This is a genomic window from Micromonospora ferruginea, assembly GCF_013694245.2.
Taxonomy (GTDB): Bacteria; Actinomycetota; Actinomycetes; order Mycobacteriales; family Micromonosporaceae; genus Micromonospora; species Micromonospora robiginosa.
This window is the reverse complement of sequence record NZ_CP059322.2, coordinates 4,102,336-4,122,250: the sequence shown is the minus strand read 5'-3', so window position 1 is coordinate 4,122,250 and position 19,915 is coordinate 4,102,336. Positions and strand designations below refer to the sequence as shown.

The window sequence follows — 19,915 nt, the reverse complement described above, 5'->3', positions numbered from 1 at the left end:
GTCGGGGAAAGTGGCCGGGAGGGCGTTTCATTGGCGTACGGCGTGTGACGGCGCGCGCCGCGACCGCTCCCGGGAGGTGCGATGGCGACGGGCGACCCGCGCAACTCCGTCCCGCCCGGGCGGGCCCGGCCGTTCTTCGGCTTCGTCGGCGCGGTCGGCGCGGTCGCCGTACTCGTCTCGGCCGGACCCCTCGCCGCGCTCCCGGCCCGGCTGACCGAGCTGCCGGTCGCGTTCTGGACCATGGCGGCGCTCGCCGTCGCCTGCGACGCGCGACCGTTCGTCCCGCCGGGGCGGCGGCAGACCTCGGCGCTGTTCCCGTCGACCTGCTTCACCTTCGCCATCCTGCTCGGCTGGGGGCTCGGCCCGGCGGTGGCGGTGCAGGCGGTCGCGGTGGCCGTGTCCGGCTGGCGGCTCGGCTACGCCGCCTGGCGCACCGGCTTCAACGCGGCGCAGTACGCGTGCGCGCTCGCCGCCGCGTACGCGGTCAGCCACCTCGGCCTGGGTGAGCTGTTCGACGGCGGCCGGCTGCACTGGACCGACGTGGCGGCGCTCGGCGGCGCCACGGTGGCCTGGTTCGTGGTCAACTACGGCCTGGTCAACTCCGCCATCCGGCTGCGCTTCGGTGACCGGTGGTGGCCCAGCGTCCGGCTCGGGCTGGCCTACGAGCTGCTCTCCACCGGTTCGCTGCTGCTGCTCGCGCCGGTGCTGGTGGCCACGGCCCGGGCCAGCGCGGCGCTGATCCCGCTGGTGCTGGTGCCGCTCTTCGCGGTCTACCGGATGGCCCGGCTCTCCGCCGAACGGGAACAGCTCGCCGACGTCGACCCGCTCACCGGGCTACCCAACCGCAAGGCGCTGCTCACCGAGGTCGCCGAGCAGGTGCACGTGCACGCCGAGCGGGCCGCCCGGGGCGAGCCGGACGCCCACCTGGCCCTGCTGCTGCTCGACCTCGACCGGTTCAAGCACGTCAACGACGCGCTCGGGCACGCGGTGGGCGACCGGCTGCTGGTCGAGGTGAGCGCCCGGCTGATCGACGTCGCCGACGAGGGGGAGCTGGTGGCGCGGCTCGGCGGCGACGAGTTCGCCATCGTCGTACCCCGGTTGGCCGGGGTCGACGAGGCCCGCGAGCGGGCCGACCGGGTGGTCGCCGCGCTCGCCGAGCCGGTGCCGCTGGACGGGCTGCCGCTGGACGTCGGCGGTTCCATCGGCGTCGCGCTCTTCCCCGACCACGGCGAGGACTTCGCCACCCTGATGCGGCACGCCGACGTCGCCATGTACGACGCCAAGCACCGCAACGACACCGTCGCGGTCTACGCGCCGGAGTCCGACCACAACTCGGCCGAGCGGTTGAGCCTCCTGGCCGACCTGCGCCGGGTGCTGGAGTCCCCGGTCTCCGCACCGCCCGAGGAGCCGGTGGGCGTACGCGGCGGTGACGGCGCGGCGCTGGCACCGAGCCTGCCCGCCGCCCGACCGGCGCGCGACGAGCGGCGCTCCCGCGACGAGCGGCCGGCCCACGACGAGCGGCGGTCCCACGACGACGGCCCCGGCGGGGCGCGACCCGGCGCCGGGCCGGCCCGCTGGCGGCTGCGGCGTCGCCGGGAACCCGTCGAGGCGCGGTCCGACGACGAGCTGATCGAGCGGATCCTCACCGGCGCCGACCCGATCCGTCGTCGGGCCGTGGCGAGCACCGCGCCGGGCGCCCACGCGGCATCGACCGCGTCGGCTGGCCCGACCGCGTCGGCTGGCCCGACCGCGTCGGCGGTGTCCGCCGAGGCCACGCCGGTCACGTCGGCCGTCGACGTGGGGACGGCCGACACTCAGGTCGCCGAGGTCACGGAGGTCGCCGAGGTCGCGGAGGCGGTTGGGCGGCCCGACGGCGAGCCGGCCGGGCCCGGCGACGTCGCGGCCGTGGCCGGCGGCCGGGCCGACCCGGACGATCCGGCCGGCGACCCGGGCGAGATCACGATGTACTACCAGCCGCAGATCGCCATCGCGACCGGCGAGGTGGTCGGCGTGGAGGCGCTGCTGCGCTGGCGGCACCCGCGCCGGGGCATGGTCGACCCGGGGGAGCTGATCCAGGTCGCCGAGCAGAGCGCGGTGATGCGGCTGCTCACCCGCCGGGTGGTGGACGACGTGGTGGAGCAGCTCGCCAAGTGGTCGGCCGCCGGGCTGACGTTGCGCGCCGCGCTCAACGTCAGCGTCCGGGACCTGCACACCGGCGAGATCGCCGACCAGATCGCCGACCGGCTGACCCGCTACGGCGTCCCGCCGGAACGGCTCCAGGTGGAGATCACCGAGGGCGCGCTGATGGCCGACCCCCGGCGGGTGCTGGCCAGCATCACCCAGTTGCACCGGATCGGGGTGGGCATCGCGCTGGACGACTTCGGCACCGGCTACTCCTCCCTGCAACACCTGCGCCGGCTGCCGCTGTCCGAGGTGAAGGTGGACCGGTCGTTCGTGCTGGGCATGGCGGACGACCCGGACGACGCGGCGATCGTCCGCTCGATGATCGAGCTGGCCGGCGCGCTCGGGCTGCGGGTGGTGGCCGAGGGCGTGGAGGACGAGCGCACCTGGCGGCTGCTGCACGCCGCCGGCTGCGACGTGGCGCAGGGCTGGTTCCACGCCCGGCCGATGCCGGCGGAGGAGCTGATCACCTGGCTGTCGCGGTACCGCCCGGTGCGGCCGGCGCCGGTGGAGGCCGACGGCCGGGGCGGGCCGGCGGAGGGGGAGTCGAAGGCGTCGTCGTGACGGCGGGACAATAGACTCGCTCCGGTCACCGCGCGTCATCGTTCACCGTCGCGCGCGGCCGGCACACCGAAGACGTCTCAGGACAGCCACGAAGGGGGCACCCGATGGCCGCCATCTCCCGCGAGGAGGTCGCGCACCTCGCGCGACTGTCGCGGCTCGCCGTCACCGAGGAGGAGTTGGACACCTTCGCCGGTCAGCTGGACGTGATCCTCCAGTCGGTCGCGCAGGTCGGCGAGGTCGCCGCGGCGGACATCCCGCCGACGTCCCACTCGGTGCCGTTGACCAACGTGCTCCGCGAGGACGTGGTGACGCCGAGCCTGACCCCGCAGGAGGCGCTGTCGGGTGCGCCCGACGCCGAGGAGCAGCGGTTCCGCGTCCCGCGGATCCTGGACGAGGATGTGGCATCGTGACCGACCTGACCAAGCTCAGCGCCGTCGAGATCGCCGGGCTCGTCGCCAACGGTGACGCCTCCGCCGTCGAGGTCACCCGCGCCCACCTGGACCGGATCGGCGCCGTCGACGACCGGGTGCACGCGTTCCTGCACGTCGACACCGACGGGGCGCTGGCCGCCGCGAAGGCGGTGGACGAGCGTCGGGCCGCCGGCGAGGAACTGGGCCCGCTGGCCGGCGTGCCGGTCGCGGTCAAGGACGTGCTCACCACGAAGGGCGTGCCGACCACCGTCGGGTCGAAGATCCTGGAGGGCTGGCGCCCGCCGTACGACTCGACAATCGTGGAGCGGCTGCGCGCCGCCGGCACGGTGATGCTCGGCAAGACGAACATGGACGAGTTCGCGATGGGCTCCTCCACCGAATACTCGGCGTACGGGCCGACCCGCAACCCGTGGGACACCGGGCGCATCCCCGGCGGCTCCGGTGGTGGCAGCGCCGCGGCGCTGGCCGCGTACGAGGCGCCGCTGTCGATCGGCTCGGACACCGGCGGCTCGATCCGCCAGCCCGGCGCGGTCACCGGCACCGTCGGCGCGAAGCCCACCTACGGCGGCACCTCCCGGTACGGCCTGGTGGCGTTCTCGTCGTCGCTGGACACGCCCGGCCCGTGCGCGCGTACCGTGCTGGACGCCGCGCTGCTGCACGAGGTGATCGGCGGCCACGACCCGCGCGACTCCACCTCGATCCCGGCCCCGGTGCCGGACGTGGTGGGCGCGGCGAAGCTCGGCGCGAGCGGTGACCTGACCGGCGTGAAGCTCGGTGTGGTCACCGAGTTCACCGGCGAGGGCGCGGAGCCGGGCGTGATGGCCGCGTTCCGCGAGTCGGTCGAGGCGCTGGCCAAGCTGGGCGCGGAGATCGTCGAGATCTCCTGCCCGCACTTCAAGTACGCGCTGCCGGCCTACTACCTGATCGCGCCGAGCGAGTGCTCCTCCAACCTGGCCCGGTTCGACGGCGTCCGGTTCGGCCTGCGGGTCGGCGACGACGGCAACCGGTCGCTGGAGGAGGTCATGTCGCTGACCCGCGAGGCCGGTTTCGGCCCCGAGGTGAAGCGCCGCATCATGATCGGCACGTACGCGCTCTCCTCGGGCTACTACGACGCCTACTACGGCCAGGCGCAGAAGGTCCGCACGCTGATCACCCGCGACTTCACCAGCGCGTTCGAGCAGGTGGACGCGCTGATCTCGCCGACCACGCCGTTCGTGGCGTTCCCGATCGGCGCGCGCACCTCGGATCCCTACCAGATGTACCTGGCGGACCTGTTCACCATCCCGACGAACCTCTACGGCGGGCCGGCCATCTCGGTGCCGTGCGGGCTGTCCGAGGGGCTGCCGGTCGGCCTGCAGATCATGGCCCCGACCATGGCCGACGACCGGATGTACCGGGTCGCCGCCGCGCTGGAGTCCTCGGTCGGCACGTTCACCCCGCCGGCTCTCTGAGTCCACCACCGATCGGCGTCGACGGTCCTCCGTCGGCGCCGATCGGCGTCTGCGGGTGCTCCGGCGCCGCGTCGAGGTAGCGGCGGGCCTCCCGGATGCCCCGCCCGCGCCACCACGCCGTGCCCGACCAGCCGACCACGAGCGTGGCGGCGACCAGCCGGGTGGACCACCGGGTGGCGCCGACGAGCACCACCGCCTGCAGCGCCGCCAGCACCAGCACGAACCACACGTACCACCGCTGGCCGAGCCGGCGGCGGGCCTCCCGGCGGGCGGCGGCGTCGACGGTCGGGTCGGTGGCCCGGCCCGCGCGCAACGCGTCCCGCGCCGCCGCGGCCGGGCCCGGATCGGCGGTACGCATCCGCGGCACCAGCCACCTGCCGAGCAGCAGCGCCGCCCCGGCGCCGACGACGGCCGGCATCGCCGTGATGGCGACCAGGGCGACCACGCCCTGGAAGTCGTACTCGCCGTCGGCCACCCAGATCCCGGTCAGCAGCGCGGGCAGGCCGAGCGCCACCGCACCGGCCACCAGCACCGCGCCGGTCGTCACCGGAGCCGTCTTCCGCGGGGCCTCCCGTCCCCGGTCCGCCCCGGTCACCGTCGCCCGCGCCGTGGTGTCGAGACGTCCCCCGTATTCGTCATCCTCGACACGTACCCCCGGGTCGTTCCGCGCATGCCGGCGCGGCGGGGCCCCGCGCGGCGATCTCGAAGCCCGGCAGCGGGGTGGCCGGGCCAGCCGATTAGGCTGGAACGGTTCTGTCCGGATCGCGCCTGGAGCTCAGATGACGACGACACTGCCCGCGTACGACGAGGTCGTCGCGCGCTACGAACCGGTGATCGGCCTGGAGACCCACGTCGAGCTGGGCACGAACACCAAGATGTGGTGCGGCTGCCCGACCGACTTCGGTGGCGAGCCGAACACCCGGGTCTGCCCGGTCTGCCTGGGACTGCCCGGTTCGCTGCCGGTGGCCAACAAGGCGGCCATCGAGGCGACGATCCGGATCGGCCTGGCGCTGAACTGCTCGATCGCCGAGTGGTGCCGGTTCGCCCGGAAGAACTACTTCTATCCGGACATGCCGAAGAACTTCCAGATCAGCCAGTACGACGAGCCGCTCTGCTTCGACGGCTACCTCGACGTCGAGGTCAACGGCGAGCTGGTGCGGATCGGCATCGAGCGGGTGCACCTGGAGGAGGACACCGGCAAGACGCTGCACGTCGGCGGCGCCACCGGTCGCATCCAGGGCGCCACCGAGTCGCTCGTCGACTACAACCGGGCCGGCATCCCGCTGGTGGAGATCGTCACCAAGCCGATCCCCGGCACCGGCGCGCTCGCCCCGGAGATCGCCCGGGCGTACGTCGCCGAGCTGCGTGACGTGATCCGCTCGCTGGGCGTCTCGGACGTCCGGATGGAGGAGGGCTCGCTGCGCTGCGACGTCAACACGTCGCTGAACCTGCCCGGCGCGGAGTGGGGCACGCGCACCGAGACCAAGAACGTCAACTCGCTGCGCTCGGTCGAGCGGGCGGTCCGCTCGGAGATGCTGCGCCAGGCGTCGGTGCTGGACGCCGGCGGCCGGATCGTGCAGGAGACCCGGCACTTTCACGAGGACACCGGCGACACCACGTCGGGCCGGTCCAAGGAGACCGCCACCGACTACCGCTACTTCCCCGAGCCGGACCTGGTCCCGCTCGCGCCGGACACCGCCTGGGTGGCCGAGCTGAAGGCCGCCCTGCCGGAGCTGCCGCGGCTGCGCCGCAAGCGGATCCAGCAGGACTGGGGCCTGTCCGACCTGGACATGCAGTCGGTGGTCAACGCCGGCGCGGTCGAGTTGATCGAGGCGACCGTGGCCGCCGGGGCCACCCCGGCCGCGGCCCGCAAGTGGTGGCTGGGCGAGCTGTCCCGCCGGGCCAACGAGACCGGCGTGGAGCTGGCCGACGTGGGCGCCACCCCGGCGCAGGTCGCCGAGCTGCAGGGCCTGGTCGACGCGGGCAAGCTCAACGACAAGCTGGCCCGCACCGTGCTGGAGGGCGTGGTGGCCGGCGAGGGCTCGCCGACCGAGATCATGACCAACCGCAACCTGGAGGTCGTCTCCGACACCGGCGCGCTGACCGCCGCGGTGGACGAGGCGATCGCCGCCAACCCGGACATCGCCGACAAGATCCGCAGTGGCAAGGTCGCGGCGGCCGGCGCGTTGGTCGGCGCGGTCATGAAGACCACCCGCGGCCAGGCGGACGCGAAGACCGTCCGCGACCTGATCCTGGAACGCCTCTCCGCCTGACACGTGTGAGGAGGGGCCCCCGCCTATGCAGAATGCGTTAAGCGGGGGCCCCGCCTTGCCACCCCCACACCGTGGGCGTCAACGGCGACGCCCGGATGGAGACACCGTGAACGATGACGTCCTCGACGAGATCCAGCGCCGGGTGCTCTGGCTCGCCACCCGCATCGTCGACGCGGCCAACCACGACCGGGACACCGGCGACGGGGTGAAGGTCGGCGGCCACCAGGCGTCCAGCGCGTCGCTGGTCACCGCGATGACCGCGCTCTGGTTCCAGCACCTCGACGCCGAGGACCGCGTCGCGGTGAAGCCGCACGCCTCCCCGGTGTTCCACGCCATCCAGTACCTGCTCGGCAACCTGGACCGCTCCTACCTGCCGAAGCTGCGGGCCCGCGGCGGCCTCCAGTCGTACCCGTCGCGCACCAAGGACCCGGACGAGGTGGACTTCTCCACCGGCTCGGTCGGCCTGGGCGCCGCCGCGCCGCTGTTCGCCGCCGTCACCCGCCGCTACGTCGACGCGCACTTCGGCGAGCGGCCGCACTCCCGGTTCGTCGCGCTGATCGGCGACGCCGAGCTGGACGAGGGCAACATCTGGGAGGCGGTCGCCGACCCGGCCACCACCGGACTGGGCAACGTGATGTGGCTGGTCGACTTCAACCGGCAGTCGCTGGACCGGGTCGTCCCCGGCATCCGGATCAACCAGTGGCGCGGCCAGTTCGAGGCCGCCGGCTGGCACGTCGTGGAGGTCAAGTACGGCCGCAAGCTCGCCGAGGCGTACGCCCGGCCGGGCGGGTCGGCGCTGCGCGACTGGATCGACCGGATGCCGAACGAGCAGTACCAGTCGCTGTTCGGGCTGGCCGGGCCGGCCCTGCGCAAGCAGTTCCTGGACGGCGCGCCGGCCGAGGTGGCCGCGTTCGTCGCCGACATCGCCGACGACGAACTGGGTCCGCTCGTCACCGACCTGGGCGGGCACGACGCGCAGGCGATGCTCGACGCGTACGCCCAGTGCGACGCGGTCACCGACCGGCCCAGCGTGGTGTTCGCCTACACGGTCAAGGGTTGGGGCCTGCCGATCGCCGGCAACCCGCGCAACCACTCGGCGTTGCTGAGCACCGAGCAGGTGGACGCGCTGCGGACCGCGAACGGCCTGACCCCGGAGACCGAGTGGGACCGCCTCGACCCGGCGACCCCGGCGGGCATCCGGGCCGGCGAGCGCCGGGAGGCGCTGTCCCGCCCGCCGCGCGAGCGGGCGCTGGGCGTCACCGTCCCGGAAACCACGAGGGTACGCGCCAACAAGCCGGTCTCCACCCAGGAGGTCTTCGGTCGGGTGCTGGTCGACCTGGCCCGCGATCCGCAGGTGGCGCCCTACCTGGTGACCACCGCGCCGGACGTGGCCACCTCGACCAACCTGGCCGGGTTCATCAACAAGACCGGCGTGTTCGCCCCCACCGAGCAGCGCTCCTGGACCGAGGACCGGATGCTGCGCTGGACGGAGAGCCCCGCCGGGCAGCACATCGAGCTGGGCATCTCCGAGATGAACCTGTTCCTGCTGCTGGGCCAGCTCGGCCTCTCGTGGGACCTGTCCGGCCAGCCGCTGCTGCCGGTCGGCACGGTCTACGACCCGTTCGTGCTGCGCGGGCTGGACGCGTTCCTCTACGGCACCTACTCGGGTTCCCGGTTCGTGGTGGCCGGCACCCCGTCCGGCATCACGCTGGCCCCCGAGGGCGGCGCGCACCAGTCCACCATCACCGCGTCGGTCGGCCTGGAGCTGCCGGGCGTGACGTTCCTGGAGCCCGCGTACGCCGGCAGCCTCGACTGGCTGCTCTGCGACGCGCTCGGGCAGATCGCCGGCGGCGGCGCGCCGGCCGCCACCGCCGCGCCGGCCGAGGACGGGGCGTACTACTTCCGCCTCAGCACCCGGCCGATCGACCAGGCGCCGTTCGAGGCGGCCCGGGCCCGGCTGGGTGACGCGGTGCTGCGCCGGCAGGTGGTCGCCGGCGCGTACCGGCTGGTGGACGCGCACCAGGCGTACCCCGATCTGGCGGACGCCCCGGTGGTGCAGCTCGCCGCGTCCGGCGCGGTGCTGCCGGAGGTCCTGGCCGCCGCCGCGGAGCTGGCGGAGGAGGGCGTCGCCGCGCACGTGGTCGACGTGACCAGCCTGGACCGGCTCTACCGGGCGTGGCAGCGGACGCTGCGCCAGGGCGTGCGCACCGCGACCGTGCCGAGCGTGCCCGGCGCGCTGCGGTCGGCGTTCGCCGACCGGGTGCCGGTGGTCACCGTGCATGATGCGGCCTCGCACGCGATGGCCTGGTTGGGTTCGGCGGTCGGTGCGCCGGCGGTGCCGCTCGGGGTGGACGAGTTCGGCCAGTCCGGCACCGTCAAGGAGCTGTACGAGCTGCACGACCTCCTCCCCGGCAGCATCGTCAACGCCGCGCTGGCCGCGCTCGCCCTGCGCTGATCGGAGGGCCCGACATGACCGATCGGCGGAGTCACGGAAAGTGACATGCCGCCGATTGCTCTGAGTGACGGAGGGCTGCGGGCGGCGGGATGCCCTCCCGCTGCCTTTGCTCTGCAGCCATATCCGCACCAGCATCCCGAACTGGGCCTAGGGACGAGGCCACCGCGCGGGCCGTCGGCCTGGACGGTGACTCTCGGTGCCTGCTGCGGTGATGGCTGCAGAGCAAAGGCAGCGACAGCCCCCAAGGTCGCCGACCCTAGGTGTTGCGCTCCGTCACCGGCCGGTGATGCCGGCCGGCCGGCATCGGGACGGCCGATGCGGCGGCGACTGGCGGCACGGCGGTGACGGCGCAACGGTGACGGCGCGACGGTGACGGCACGGCGGTGACGGCGCGACGGCGACGGCGCGACGGCGACGGCGCGGTGGCGGATGGGGCGTGGCCGGCGGCGGGAGGACCGCTCAGCCGGTGGTGGTCGGGCTCGGCGAGGTGGCGTTCGAGGACGGCGCGGGGGACTCCGACGGGCCACGGGTGGGCGTCGGGGTGACCGGCACCTCGTCGCCCTTGGCCGGGTCCCGGATGACGTGCCGCTCCAGGTTGACCTGCGACTGGCCGGTGCCGCCCACGGTGATCTCGTCGTATGCCTGGAGCAGCTTCTGCTGGTCGAAGTAGAGCACCGTCATGGTCAGCGGGGTGGGCTTCTCGCCCTCCAGGCCGCGCAGCCCGGCCCCGCCGGTCGAGCCCTCCACCATCAGCGTGGTCGGCTGCTTGTCAGGTGCCTGCGGCAGCTTCGACACCTGCCGGGCGTGGGTGTGCCCGGACAGCACCAGCGGGCAGGTGCCGGAGAGCGGCCCGGCCGACGCCGGGTCGTGGACCAGCGCGACGTCCACCTTGCGCGGCGACTTCTGGACCGTGCTGGCGAGCTGCTCACCGGCGCCGATCACCTGGTCGGCGACGGCCGAGGTGAGGCCGCTGCCGGCCGGTGACGTCTCCTTGTCCGGCGTGAACCGGGGGTCCCCGATGCCGGCGATGGTCAACCCGGCCACGGTCGTGGTCGAGTTGTTCAACACGATCGCGTTCGGCTGCTGGGCCACCGCCGCGGCGGTGCGCGGCGAGTCGTGGTTGCCCCGGATGAACACGTACGGCTTCTTGAGCAGGCCGACCGAGCCGACGAAGGACGCCTCCGGCTCGCTGCCCCAGTCCGTCATGTCGCCGGTGTCGATCACCACGTCGATGCCGAACTGCTCGACCACGGTGCGGATCAACTGCCACCCGGTCGGGTTGAGGTGCATGTCGGAGACGTGCAGCACCCGGGTGGTGCCGGGCGAGGGCTGCACCACCGGCAGCGCGGAGACCGTGGTGTAGAGCTTGCTGACGTTGCCGACCAGCCGCTGCAACTGCTCGGCGTACTTGGTGTAGTCGTTGGCGATCCGCCGCGCGTCACCCACGATCGCGGGCGCGTTGACCAGCAGGCCCTCGTACCTCGGTTCCTCGATCGCCTGCGGGCGCACGGTGGCGGCGGCCACGCCGAGGCTGCCGGCGGTGATGGCCAGCGCCAGCCCGCCCGCCCACGCGGTGCGCCGGACGTCGCGGAAGACGAGCCCGGCCAGGAGCAGGGTGGCCAGCACCGCCGAGGCCAGCGTCTTCAGGCCGAGCCGCATCACGCCGTCGCGGACGTCCTGCACCGCCGACTGGCTGGCCCGGCTGATGCTCGCCGGGTCGTCGATCAGCGCCTCGGTGCGCCCCTGGTCCAGCGAGCCCACCTCGACCGTCAGGTACGCCGGCCCGTCGTGGCTGTTCAGCAGCAGCGCACCCAGCGGCGGGATGTCGACGGTCGTGCCGCCGTCAAGCGACGGGCTGAGTTTGAGTTCCGCCCGGAACGGCCCGATGTCGGTGCCGACGTGGCCGCCGGCGTACGTGCCGACCACGATGCCGCCCAGCGCGACCGCGAGCAGGGCCAGCGCCACGCCCAGGCGGCGCAGCCGGTGACCCGGCCGCCAGGCGGCGAGGCGGCGGGCGCGACCGGTCCCCGGGGACGTCCGGTCCCCGGCGCGCTGCTCTTCGTTCTCCTGGCCGTCCATGCTGAGATTCTGTCCTGCCCCATGTGTGATCTTGGCAAACCGCCGGAAGTGGATCAGCTCCGGCCGGCGCCGCCGTCCGCGAAGACCAACCGCAGGATCCGGTCGTCCTCGGCGGCCGGCTTGCCCCGGCCGTCCCGGTTCGACGTGCTCACCCAGATCGAGCCGTCCGGCGCCACCGCGGCGGCGCGCAGCCGGCCGTACCGGCCGGTGAGCAGCTCGCGCGGCTGGCCGAGGACGGTCCCGTTGCCGGCCAGCTCGACCAGCCACAGCCGCTGCCCGCGCAGGCAGGCGGTGACCAGCAGCCGCTCCACCGCCGCCAGGCCGGAGCAGGACGCGTCGGCGGTACGCCACTGCACGATCGGGTTCACGTAGCGCTTGTCGTCGACGCGCCCCTCGACCTGCGGCCAACCGTAGTTGCCGCCCTGGTTGATCTGGTTGATCTCGTCCCAGGTGTTCTGGCCGAACTCCACGGCGTACATCCGCTTGTCGGGCATCCAGGCGACGCCCTGCACGTTGCGGTGCCCCGACGACCACACCGGTGAACCGGCGGTCGGGTTGCCCGGCGCCGGCTTGCCGTCCGGCGTGATCCGCAGGATCTTGCCGCCGAGGCTCTTCGGGTCCTGGGCGTTCGCGGTGCGCCCGGCGTCGCCGGTGCTCACGTAGAGGAAGCCGTCCGGGCCGAAGCCCAGCCCACCGCCGTCGTGGTTGCCGGCCTTGGGGATGCCGGTGAGGATCGGCGTGGGCGTCTGGCCGAGCCGCAGCTTCGCCACCCGGTTGTCGTCCTGGGCGGTGTAGTAGACGAAGACCGTGCGGTCACGCGCGTAGCCCGGGGACACGGCGATGCCGAGCAGACCGCCCTCACCGCCGGGCACCACGCCCGGCACGGTCTGCACCGGCCGCACCGCGAGCCCGTCCGGACCGGACTCCGGGCCGACCTGGAGGATCCGCGCGTTGTCGCGCTCGGTGACCAGCGCCGCGCCGTCGGGCAGGAAGGCGATGGCCCACGGCACCTCCAGGCCCTTGGCCAGCACGGTGGCCACCACCTGCTGGCCGGCCCCGCCGGGGCTGGCGGTGGTCGACGGCGTCGGCAGGTTGGGCGGCTCGCCGGCCGGATCCGGCTCCGGCTCGCCGAGGGCGCAGCCGGCGGTGCCCAGCAGCAGCGCCGCGCAGGACGCCGCCAGCGCCGTCCGGAGGCGGCGGACGCGGGGGTACGACAGACGCGGGCTCACCCGGCCCAGCCTAGCCGGACGAAACGGCGAACCGGGCGGCTCGGCGGTGCCGGCGGCCGACCCGCCGCCGGATCGGCCACGACGTTCGCGCCGGCGTGCTCAGCCGGCGCGCAGGGCCAGCACGGCGACGTCGTCCTCGCGGCGGTCGGCGGCGCTGAGCAGGCGGTCGCAGAGGTCCTCCAGCGGCACGGCGGGACCGTCGGCGGCGAGCCGCTCGCGCAGCTCCGCCTGCCCCTCGTCGATCGACCGGTCGCGGCGCTCGATCAGCCCGTCGGTGTGCAGCAGCAGCGTGTCGCCCGGGGCGAGGACAAGCGCCCGGCCGGTGCGCCGGGGCGGGCGGCTGAGGCCGAGCAACGGGCCCCGTCCCTCCGCCACCGACACCGTGCCGTCGGCGCGGATCAGCAGCGGCGGCGGATGCCCGGCGTTGCACCAGCGGACCCGCAGCCCGCCGTCCGCCGGCCGGACCCGGGCCAGCACCGCGGTGGCGACGGTGGGCACCGGCAGCCCGACGATGGCGCGGTCGAGGCTGGCCAGCAACTCCTCGACCGGATCGTGCCGCCCGTACGCGTTGCCCCGGACCAGGTTCCGCAACTGGCCCATGGTGGCCGCGGCCTCGATGTCGTGACCGGCGACGTCACCGATCGCGGCGATCAGTTCGCCGTCGGGCTGGACGAACGCGTCGTACCAGTCGCCGCCGACCTCGACCCGGTCCGCGGCCGGCAGGTAGCGGGCGGCCAGCTCGATCCCGGGCACCGTCGGCAGCACCGGCAGCATGCTGTGCTGGAGCACCTCAGCGACGTGCCGCTGCTCGCCGTAGAGCCGGCTGTTGCCGACCGCCTGGCCGGCCCGTACCCCGATGTCCTGCGCGGTCCGCAGGTCGCTCGCGTCGAAGCCGCGCCGGCCCGGGCGGTTGACCAGCGTGACCGCGCCGATCACCCGGTCGCCGACGGCGGCGGTGACCGGCACGGTGAGATGGGAGCCGATGCCGAGCCGGTCGGCCAGCGGCACCAGCTCCGGCCGGGTGGTGCCGCGCGCCACGTCCTCGATGCCGGCGGCGCCGCGCATCATCGGCCGGCCGGTGCGCAGCACCGACCGGATCAGCGACTCCGGGCCGAGCCCGGTGACCAGCAGCTCGGCGAAGCGGGCCAGGTCGGCGCTCCGCTCGGGGTCCCGGTGCGCGCCGGTGACGCCGCGCGGCCGGCCCGCCGGGTCGACCAGTGTGATCAGGCACCAGTCGGCGAGCAGCGGCACCATGGCGTGGGCGAGGCGGTCGACCGCGGTGGCCACATCCAGCGTGCCGCCGAGCATCTCGCTCATCCCGGCCAGCATGGCGAGCCGGTCGTGCGCCTCCTCGGCGCGTCGGCGGGCCTGCTCGGCGCCGCGCACCGCGATCCGCAGCCGCAGCTCCGACGAGCAGGCGGCGGCCAGGTCGGCGAGGGTACGCAGTTGTTCCTTCGTCCAGGCCCGGGGTTTGCTGTCGATCGCGCAGAGCGAGCCGAGCACCCGCCCGTCCAGGTCGGTCAGCGGCATCCCGGCGTACGCCACCACGCCCAGGTCCTCGATGGCGAGGTTCAGCCGCACCCGGGGGTAGAGCCGGGCGTCGGGCAGCACCATCGGCGCCTCGGTGTCCACGACGTGCTGGCAGAACGAGTGGCTGAGCGGGGTCTCCCGGCGGGCCGACCAGGGCTGCGGCAGCCCGGTCTCGCCGGGGAAGAACTGGCGGTTCGCGTCGACCAGGGAGACCAGCGCGACCGGCACGTCGAGCAGGTCGCCGACCAGGCGGGCGAACCGGTCGAACGCCTCGTCCGGCACCGCGTCGAGGCGGGTCTCGTCGAGGGACCGCAGCCGGTCGGGGTCGGTCAGCGCCGCGAGCGGCGCCACCTTCCGTTCCCGCCCGTCCTCGCTCATCGCCACCTGTCCTCCGCACGGGCCGCCGGCCGGCGCCCCGCCCCCGATTAAACCCTGTCGCACGTGTGTCCGACCCGCGGCGGGGCGTTCGTCACGGCCAACGCCGCGTCGACCTGCGGGTACGGATATCGTCGGCGGTCGTGAAGGCATGGATCCCGCACCCCGCCGGCCGCCGGCTGCTCGGCGAGCTGCCCCCCGACGTCACCGTGGAGCTGCTGGAGGACCCGGCCCGGCTCCCGTCCTCCCCGGCCGGGGTGCGGTTCTGGGTGCCCCCGTTCCTGTCCGGCCCGGACGCCGGCGGGCTCCTGACCGAGCTGCCGGACGTCGAGGTGGTGCAGCTCCTCTCCGCCGGCGCGGACGCGTGGGTGGGGCGGGTGCCGGCGGGTGTGACGCTCTGCGACGCGCGGGGCGTGCACGACTCGGCCACCGCGGAGTGGGTGGTCGCCGCGATCCTGTCCGCGGTGCGCGGCTTCGCGCCGCTGGCCCGCGCCCAGGCCCGCCGCGAGTGGGCCTACGACGAGGTGGCGCCGACCGACGAGCTGGCCGGCAAGCGGGTGCTGATCGTCGGTGCCGGCTCGATCGGCGCGGCGGTACGCGCCCGGCTCGCCCCGTTCGAGGTGAGCTTCACCCTGGTCGCCCGCACCCCGCGCCCGGACGAGGGCGTGCACGGTGTGGCGGAGCTGCCGGCGCTGCTGCCCGACGCCGACGTGGTGGTGCTGCTGGTGCCGCTGACCGAGCAGACCCGGGGGCTGGTCGACGAGCGTTTCCTCGCCGCGATGCCGGACGGGTCGCTGCTGGTGAACGCCGCACGGGGTCCGGTCGCCCGCACCGAGGCGCTGGTCGCCGAGTTGGCGTCCGGGCGGCTGCGCGCCGCGCTGGACGTCACCGACCCGGAGCCGCTGCCGGCCGACCATCCCCTGTGGGAGCTGCCGAACGTGCTGCTCACCCCGCACGTCGCCGGCTCGGTGCGTGGCCTGCTGCCGCGCGCGTACCGGCTGGTGGCCGAGCAGCTACGCCGCTTCGTGGCCGGCGAGGAACTGGCGAACCGGGTGACGGACGGCTACTGACCGTTGTCGGACCGACCCGGCGTGGTCGCCTCCTCGGGCAGTTCCTGCCCGGTGGCGGAGACCAGCCGGGGCAGGTCGGTGGCGCGTACCGCCGGCAGCACCAGCACCTGACCGTCGTCCAGTCGGGCGACCGCCCGGCCGCGCGGGTCGCCGGCCAGCTCGACCACCCGCGCCCAGGGCACCCGCCGCTGCCCGACGAGGGCCCGCAGCCGCAGCTCCCGGGGGTCGGCGTCGGTGCCGGCCCGCCACGCCCACAGCCCGATCGCGAGCGGGACCAGCAGCACCCAGAGAAGCCACCAGCGGGCGGTGGCCAGCGGCAGGGCGCCGATGAAGGCGACGATCGCGGCGGCCAGGATGGCCTGGTTGTGGCGGAAACGGACGGTGTCGGCACGGCTCACCCTCGAATGATCGCATCCGACCAGCTCACCCTCCCCTCCGGGCGACCGTGCCGGTTCCGCGCCGACGGCCGAAAGTGTTAGGCGGGGGCCCTTCCTCTACCGAACGCGTTAACAAGGGCCCCCTCCTTCTGGGCTGTGACGCACGTCACTAGTCGTGTCGCGTAACCGGTTGCTTCCGGGATCGTTCTTGGGCATGGCCGCAGCGATCCCCGCCGATGCGGCCGTGACGCCCCGTCGACCTTGCGCCGCAACCGCACCGCCCCGTGCCCCCTCACGAAGGCGACCGCCGTGCCCGTCACCCCTCCCGCCGGTCCCCGCCGGTGGCTCGCACCGCCCGACCTCGCCGTCACGCTCGTCGGCGCGCTCTTCCTGCTGACCGGCGTCGCCGGCATCGTGCCCGGCCCCGCCGCCGCGGCACTCGCCGTCGCCGGAGGCTGCGCCCTCGCCTGCGTCCGGCTCGCCTGGCTGGCCGGCGTCCCACCCGCGCCGTCCCCGACCCCGCCCGCCACGCCGACGCCGGAGCGCCCCGCGCCGTCCCCCACGACGCGCGTCGCCCCGGCTCCGGAGCGCACGATGCCGCACCCGCCGTCGAGACGCCCGAAACCCCACGCGCCTCCGGCTCCGGAGAGCCACGCGTTGGACGGCCGTGCCCCGCAGAACCGCGCCCCGGAAAGCCCTGCGGCGGAGAGCCGTCCCCCGGAGAGTCGCACCACCGGCCGGCAGGCTCGCCGGGTCGCGCTGTCCCGCCGGGTCGCCGCGATCCTCGACGCCGCCGTCCTGGTCGCCGGGCTCACCGTCGCGGTGCTGCCGCTGAGCGATCCGGCGCACCGGCTGCCGATCGCGCTGGCCGGGCTCGGCCTGGCCGCGTCACTGCACGTCGCGGCCCTGCTCCGGCTGCCCGGTCGGTCCCGGCTGCCCGGTCGGGAGCGGCTGCGCCGTACCGTCGACGTGCTCGCCCTCGGTGTCAGCCTGGTCTTCGCCGGCTGGATGCTGCTGCCGGTCGGTCCGTTGCCGCCGGCCGCGTTGGCCGCCACCGTGGGCGGGGCGGCGACGCTGGCCGTGCTCACGATGGCGGCGCTCGCCGAGCGTCACCGCCGGCCGGGCGCCGCGCGCTGTCACGCCGGGGCCGGCCTCACGCTGGCCGGGTTGGCGTTGCTCGTGGTGCTGCTGGCGTACCACGCGCCGGACCGGGCGCTGTCGGCCGTCGCGCCGCCGGTGTTCGCGGGCGCGCTGCTCACCGCGGCCGGTGCGCGACGCGTGTCGGCCGGGGAGCGACCGCACCGCGGCGCCGCGCCGGCCGCCTGGCCGCGCCTCACCGCGCCCGCCGGTATCGCCGCCGTGGCCGCCGGCGTGCATCTGGGTGCGGCGGGGGAGTTCACCCCCGCGGCGATGGCGCTCGGGTTGTCCGTCATCCCGCCGATCATGGTGGGTGAGCTGCTCGCCGCCGCCGACCAGCGTCGCCGGGTCGAGCGGCTGGTCGCCCGTGAGGCGTCGCTGCGGCGTCTCGTCGGCGGTGGCCCCGCCGGTGAGCCGGCGCCGCTGACCCGGGCCGAGCTGGTCCGGGCCCTGCCGACGCGCAAAGGCGGCGCGCTGCTCGTGGTGGACCTGCACGGCGACGACGCGGCGGCGCCGGACGGGCCGGTGCTCACCGAGGTCGGCCGGCGGCTGCGCGCCGGGTGCGGTCCGCACGACCTGGTCGCCCGGATCGGCGACACCGGGTACGCCGTGCTCACCGACCTCGGTCCGGTGCCCGCGTACGCGCTGGGCATCCGGCTGCTGTCGGCGCTCGCCGAGCCGTATCCCCGGCCGGTCGGCGTGGCCCGGGTCCGGGCGAGCATCGGGCTGGCCGAGACCACCGGCGGGGACCCGGAGGACGTGTTGCGCCAGGCCGACCTGGCCCGGCGGCGGGCGGTGCAGCTCGGCCGGGACCGGGTCGAGTGGTACGACGCCTACCTGGAGGAGCAACTGGTCCGCCGGCTCGACCTGGAGCGGGAGCTGCCCGGCGCGGTGGCCCGGGGCGAGCTGGACCTGGTCTACCAGCCGGTGGTGGCGTTGGCCGACCGGATGCCGGCGGGCACCGAGGCGCTGTTGCGCTGGCGCAGCCCGGTGCTGGGCACGGTGCTGCCGGCGGAGCTGTTGCCGGTGGCGACCGACCTCGACCTGCTGGGCGAGGTGGGGTGGTGGGTGGTGGACCGGGCGTGTCGGCAGCTCGCCGCCTGGTCGGAGGGGGGTCGGGAGTTGTGGATGGCGGTCAACGTCACCCCGCGCGAGCTGGCCGCGAAGGACTTCGTGGCGCGGACCGCGACCGCGCTGGCGGCGTACGACGTGCCGCCGGAGCGGCTGGTGGTGGAGGTGGCGGAGCCGGCGGTGGGGGCGGAGTTGTCCACCGTGGTGGCCCGGCTCGCCGGGCTGCGGTCGCTCGGCGTCCGCACCGCGCTGGACGACTTCCGGGCCGAGCACGCGTCGCTGGCCCAGCTCCGCCGGTTGCCGATCGACCTGCTCAAGGTCGGCCCGCACCTGGTCGCGCCGGGTGCCGACGGGCAGCGCCCGCTGATCGACGTGGTGGCGAACCTGGGTGACCGGCTGGGCGTCGAGGTGGTGGTGGAGGGGCTGGAGTCGGACGGTCAGGTGGCCGGGGCGCGGCGGGCCGGCTGCCGGTACGGGCAGGGCTTCGCGTTGGCCCGGCCGGCGACCGCGGAGCGGGTCGAGGCGTGGTTCGAGGAGTTTCCCTCGGCGTCCCGGTGAGCGGGCTGCTTAACCGGTTCAGTTGACGCGGGGCGGTGCGGTGCTGCCGCGCGGCGTGAGGTGGGCGGTCTCGTCCTGCACGCCGGTCACCGCCTCGCCGGCTATCACGGCGAGGAGCTGGCGGGCGGCGTGCGCGCCGTACGCCGGGATGTCCCGGCCCAGCGCGGTCAGCGGCGGGTGCACGAGCTGGCAGAGCGGCGAGTCGTCCCAGGCCACGATGGACAGGTCGCCGGGCACGGCGAGCCCCATCTCCTGGGCCACGGAAAGGCCGGCGATCGCCATCACGTCGTTGTCGTAGATCACCGCGGTGGGGCGCTTCGCGGAGCTGAGCAGCCGGCGGGTGGCGCGCGCCCCCTCCTCGCCGGTGTAGTCGGACCAGACCGTGCTCGCCTCGTCCAGCCCGAGCCGCCGGCACACGTCGGTGAACGCGTCGGTGCGGATCTCGGTGTGCAGCAGCGAGGGCAGGCCGCCGACCCGGGCGATCCGCCGGTGCCCGAGCGCGACCAGGTACTCCACCGTCTCGACCAGGGCCGCCGCGTCGTCGGACCAGACGCTGGCCAGGGCGCCGGTGTGCCCGGGGCCGCCGATGACCACCGCCGGCAGTTGGAGTTCCTCCAGCGCGGGCACCCGCCGGTCGTCGGTGCGCAGGTCGCAGACGAAGACGCCGTCCACCCGCCGCTCGGCCCACCACCGGCGGTAGACCGCGATCTCCGCCTCCTGGTCGGTGACCACCTGGAGGGTCAGCGCGTACGAGCGGGCGGACAGCTCCGACTCGACGCCGCTGATCAGCTCCATGAAGAACGGCTCGATGCCGAGTATCCGGGCGGGCCGGCACAGCGCGAGCCCGACCGCCTTGGCGGTGGCGCCGGAGAGCGCCCGGGCGGCGCTGCTCGGACTGAACCCGATCTCGGCGGCGATCGCCAGGATGCGTTGGCGGGTCGCCTCGGAGACGCCGGGTTGCCCGTTCAGCGCGTAGGACACCGCGCCCTTGGAGACTCCGGCGCGCCGGGCGACGTCGGCGATGGTCGGCCGCTTCACCGAAGCGTTCCTCCCCTGTGTCCGGCCCTCGCGGGCGCTTCTCGACGGGCGGGAGTGACGCTACTGCACCCGCCCCCGCTCCCGGTGGGCGCGGCG

The 19,915-nt window shown here is 74.9% G+C and carries 13 protein-coding genes; 7 read left to right on the top strand and 6 right to left on the bottom strand.

Annotated features, from left to right (window positions below; translation table 11 throughout):
* The first annotated feature begins 81 nt into the window (after window positions 1–81).
* The 3 genes from H1D33_RS17820 (at window position 82) to gatA (ending at window position 4,627) form a co-directional block, all read left to right on the top strand.
* On the top strand, window positions 82–2,745 hold the full coding sequence (locus H1D33_RS17820; protein WP_181572070.1) for a putative bifunctional diguanylate cyclase/phosphodiesterase: 2,664 nt from the start codon (window positions 82–84) through the stop codon (window positions 2,743–2,745).
* Window positions 2,746–2,849: 104 nt separating this feature from the next.
* The gene (gene gatC, locus H1D33_RS17815) at window positions 2,850–3,155 is read left to right on the top strand and encodes an Asp-tRNA(Asn)/Glu-tRNA(Gln) amidotransferase subunit GatC (protein WP_091063838.1); all 306 of its coding nucleotides are present in this window, start codon (window positions 2,850–2,852) and stop codon (window positions 3,153–3,155) included.
* Window positions 3,152–4,627, top strand: a complete 1,476-nt coding sequence (gatA, locus tag H1D33_RS17810; protein WP_181572071.1) for an Asp-tRNA(Asn)/Glu-tRNA(Gln) amidotransferase subunit GatA — start codon at window positions 3,152–3,154, stop codon at window positions 4,625–4,627. The genes gatC and gatA overlap by 4 nt, the downstream gene beginning before the upstream one ends.
* Here the strand turns inward: gatA and H1D33_RS17805 are convergent.
* A complete protein-coding gene (locus H1D33_RS17805; protein ID WP_181572072.1) occupies window positions 4,608–5,174 on the bottom strand; it encodes a hypothetical protein in 567 nt (188 codons plus the stop codon). The two genes, gatA and H1D33_RS17805, sit on opposite strands and share 20 nt — an antisense overlap.
* Before the next feature lie 232 nt (window positions 5,175–5,406).
* Here H1D33_RS17805 and gatB point away from each other — a divergent pair, with 232 nt between their 5' ends.
* Window positions 5,407–6,900, top strand: a complete 1,494-nt coding sequence (gene gatB / locus H1D33_RS17800) for an Asp-tRNA(Asn)/Glu-tRNA(Gln) amidotransferase subunit GatB (RefSeq protein WP_181572073.1) — start codon at window positions 5,407–5,409, stop codon at window positions 6,898–6,900.
* A 106-nt stretch (window positions 6,901–7,006) separates the two neighbouring features.
* Window positions 7,007–9,355: a transketolase-like TK C-terminal-containing protein gene (locus H1D33_RS17795; protein ID WP_181572074.1), complete on the top strand. Its 2,349-nt coding sequence runs from the start codon at window positions 7,007–7,009 to the stop codon at window positions 9,353–9,355.
* A 459-nt stretch (window positions 9,356–9,814) separates the two neighbouring features.
* Here H1D33_RS17795 and H1D33_RS17790 read toward each other — a convergent pair whose 3' ends face one another.
* The 3 genes from H1D33_RS17790 to H1D33_RS17780 all read right to left on the bottom strand — a co-directional run bounded on the left by H1D33_RS17790 (window position 9,815) and on the right by H1D33_RS17780 (window position 14,571).
* Window positions 9,815–11,434 (bottom strand): metallophosphoesterase family protein, encoded by a 1,620-nt coding sequence (locus H1D33_RS17790; RefSeq protein ID WP_181572075.1) that lies wholly within the window; start codon window positions 11,432–11,434, stop codon window positions 9,815–9,817.
* Window positions 11,435–11,487: 53 nt separating this feature from the next.
* Entirely contained in the window at window positions 11,488–12,663 is a 1,176-nt protein-coding gene (locus tag H1D33_RS17785) for a PQQ-dependent sugar dehydrogenase (RefSeq protein ID WP_181572076.1), read from the bottom strand.
* Window positions 12,664–12,762: 99 nt separating this feature from the next.
* Window positions 12,763–14,571, bottom strand: coding sequence for a SpoIIE family protein phosphatase (locus H1D33_RS17780; RefSeq protein ID WP_181572077.1), 1,809 nt, complete (start codon window positions 14,569–14,571; stop codon window positions 12,763–12,765).
* Between the two features lie 140 nt (window positions 14,572–14,711).
* Between H1D33_RS17780 and H1D33_RS17775 the strand changes: the two genes are divergently transcribed.
* Window positions 14,712–15,638 carry a 2-hydroxyacid dehydrogenase gene (locus tag H1D33_RS17775; RefSeq protein WP_181572078.1) on the top strand — a complete coding sequence of 309 codons (927 nt, stop codon included), beginning with the start codon at window positions 14,712–14,714 and terminating at the stop codon, window positions 15,636–15,638.
* Here H1D33_RS17775 and H1D33_RS17770 read toward each other — a convergent pair.
* Window positions 15,632–16,036 (bottom strand): PH domain-containing protein, encoded by a 405-nt coding sequence (locus H1D33_RS17770; protein ID WP_181572079.1) that lies wholly within the window; start codon window positions 16,034–16,036, stop codon window positions 15,632–15,634. The genes H1D33_RS17775 and H1D33_RS17770 overlap by 7 nt on opposite strands.
* 288 nt (window positions 16,037–16,324) lie before the next feature.
* Here H1D33_RS17770 and H1D33_RS17765 point away from each other — a divergent pair, with 288 nt between their 5' ends.
* Window positions 16,325–18,781, top strand: coding sequence for a putative bifunctional diguanylate cyclase/phosphodiesterase (locus H1D33_RS17765; RefSeq protein WP_307755207.1), 2,457 nt, complete (start codon window positions 16,325–16,327; stop codon window positions 18,779–18,781).
* An 18-nt stretch (window positions 18,782–18,799) separates the two neighbouring features.
* Here H1D33_RS17765 and H1D33_RS17760 read toward each other — a convergent pair whose 3' ends face one another.
* Window positions 18,800–19,819, bottom strand: a complete 1,020-nt coding sequence (locus H1D33_RS17760) for a LacI family DNA-binding transcriptional regulator (protein ID WP_181572080.1) — start codon at window positions 19,817–19,819, stop codon at window positions 18,800–18,802.
* Window positions 19,820–19,915 lie beyond the last annotated feature (96 nt).

What these genes read in the sequence shown, in the direction of transcription:
- H1D33_RS17820 (WP_181572070.1), top strand. Translation starts at nt 82, where the DNA reads ATGGCGACGGGCGACCCGCGCAACTCCGTCCCGCCCGGGCGGGCCCGG.
- gatC (WP_091063838.1), top strand. Translation starts at nt 2,850, where the DNA reads ATGGCCGCCATCTCCCGCGAGGAGGTCGCGCACCTCGCGCGACTGTCG.
- gatB (WP_181572073.1), top strand. Translation starts at nt 5,407, where the DNA reads ATGACGACGACACTGCCCGCGTACGACGAGGTCGTCGCGCGCTACGAA.
- H1D33_RS17790 (WP_181572075.1), bottom strand. Translation starts at nt 11,434, where the DNA reads ATGGACGGCCAGGAGAACGAAGAGCAGCGCGCCGGGGACCGGACGTCC.
- H1D33_RS17780 (WP_181572077.1), bottom strand. Translation starts at nt 14,571, where the DNA reads ATGAGCGAGGACGGGCGGGAACGGAAGGTGGCGCCGCTCGCGGCGCTG.